2 protein-coding genes and 2 pseudogenes are annotated in these 1679 nt (G+C 74.0%); all 4 read right to left on the bottom strand.

The features are described 5' to 3' along the window. Window positions 1–114: pseudogene (locus EAO71_RS40255) on the bottom strand (universal stress protein); the annotation flags it as partial. Between the two features lie 88 nt (window positions 115–202). Continuing rightward, window positions 203–517 (bottom strand): annotated as a pseudogene (locus EAO71_RS40250) (GNAT family N-acetyltransferase); the annotation flags it as partial. A 134-nt stretch (window positions 518–651) separates the two neighbouring features. After that, window positions 652–912 (bottom strand): hypothetical protein, encoded by a 261-nt coding sequence (locus EAO71_RS37355; RefSeq protein ID WP_147982219.1) that lies wholly within the window; start codon window positions 910–912, stop codon window positions 652–654. Window positions 913–1000: 88 nt separating this feature from the next. Continuing rightward, window positions 1001–1510 (bottom strand): DinB family protein, encoded by a 510-nt coding sequence (locus EAO71_RS37350; RefSeq protein ID WP_147982218.1) that lies wholly within the window; start codon window positions 1508–1510, stop codon window positions 1001–1003. Between the last annotated feature and the right edge of the window lie 169 nt (window positions 1511–1679).

Genomic DNA, 1679 nt, shown 5'->3' with positions numbered 1-1679 from the left:
GGCCTCGTGCGGCACGACGACGACCGGGCACGCGGCGCTCGACGCGAGCGCGCGGCTGGTCGAGCCCAGCAGCAGGGTCGCGAAGCCGGAGGGTGACCCAGGGGATCGTGTCCCCGTCCAGCAGGTACCGCTCGGTCTCCACGAAGCCGTGGGCGAGGGCGAATCGCAGCCCGTCCTCGTTGCACGAGAGGACGACGGTCTCGATCGCCTCGGCACCCAGTCGGCGGGCATGGGCGATGCCGCGCGTGTAGAGGGCCTCCCCGACTCCCTGCCCGCGGTGCTCGGCGAGCGTTCGGGCGATCACCGTCGCGACCGCCTCGTCGGGCGTGGGCGGGCGGACCGTCGAGCATCCGACCAGGACGTCGCCGCGGTAGGCCACTTCCAGGCGGTTGCGCCCGACCCGGTCGCGCACCTCGTCGGACGTGAGCGGCGCCGTGGGGATGATCGCGTTGTGGACGTACCGCCAGTCCTCGGCCGTCGTGTCGTCGTCCACGGCCCGGATATGAAGATCAGTCATATCCGCAGCAAACCCGGTGGGCTCACGGCACGTCAATCGCATATGGGGGGGCCGGATCCCGGCCTTTCAGCCCACGCCGTCCCCCGTCCCCTCCGCTCCCGCCCCGGGAGGCCGGGGCGGTGGGCCGCTCGGGGTCAGCGCGTGTCACCCTCCCAGTCCCAGTGCGCGGGGTCGCCCTCGCGCGGCCCGTACCGGGACCGGCCGCCGGGGCCGTAGGCTCCTATCTCCGTGTCGAGCGCGGCGCCCTCCCGCAGTTCACGGCTCGTCCAGCCGGTGACGTCGAGCAGGAGCCCGTCCAGCGGGCCGGCCACCAGCTCGCGATAGACCCGCCCCGGCCTGGGACCGGGGTCGTCGTGGTCGGTGCCGTACACCCGGCCTCGCATCAGCTCGTCCATACCCGGCAGGATCGCATCCGCCACTGACAGCCGCCCGGCCACGGCGTCCGACCGCCGCAACCGCGCCGGGTGGTGCCGACGGTGCGGGTCAGGCGCCGACGGTTCCGTCGACGCCCTCGCGCAGGAAGTCGGCGTGCCCGTTGTGCCGGCCGTACTCGAGCAGCACGTGGATCATCACCATGCGCAGGGAGACCTCCTCGCCCCACCGCGGCTGGAGCCCGGCGCGGTCCAGGCTCCCGGCCTCGCGTTCCAGCCGCCGGGAGTTCTCCACCTCGGCCTCCCAGGCCGTGAACGCCTCGGCCCTGGTCGACCGGCTCGCGTCGTAGGCGGCCTGGAAGTCGACGGTGTCCGACCAGACCATCGGGGCGTCGTTGTCCTCGAACACCCGGCGGAACCAGGCCCGCTCGACCTCCGCCATGTGCCGGACCAGACCGAGCAGGGACAGCGTCGAGGGCGGCATCGACCGCTCCCTGAGCTGTTCGTCGGTGAGCCCGGCGCACTTCATCGCGAGCGTCGCGCGGTGGTAGTCGAGGAACGCCCGCAGCGTCTCCCGCTCGCCGCCGAGGTGGGGCGGGCCGATCCGGTCGTCGGTGGTCATCTGCGCTGCTCCTCGCCGAAGGGGGTGGTGCGGGACGAGAAGCTACCGCCCCGCCCGTCGGCCGGCCCCACCTCGGCGGCGAGCGGGAGACGCTGCGGGCGGACGAGAAGCTACCGCCCCGCCCGTCGGCCGGCCCCACCTCGGCGGCGAGCGGGAGACGCTGCGGGCG

The sequence above is a fragment of the Streptomyces sp. MS191 genome (assembly GCF_008042125.1).
Classification (GTDB): Bacteria; Actinomycetota; Actinomycetes; order Streptomycetales; family Streptomycetaceae; genus Streptomyces.
Note: the sequence above shows the minus strand (reverse complement) of the source record. Positions and strands in the feature narration are given on the sequence as shown.

Coding starts and splice junctions, on each gene's coding strand:
- EAO71_RS37355 (WP_147982219.1), bottom strand. CDS start 912: ATGGACGAGCTGATGCGAGGCCGGGTGTACGGCACCGACCACGACGAC.
- EAO71_RS37350 (WP_147982218.1), bottom strand. CDS start 1,510: ATGACCACCGACGACCGGATCGGCCCGCCCCACCTCGGCGGCGAGCGG.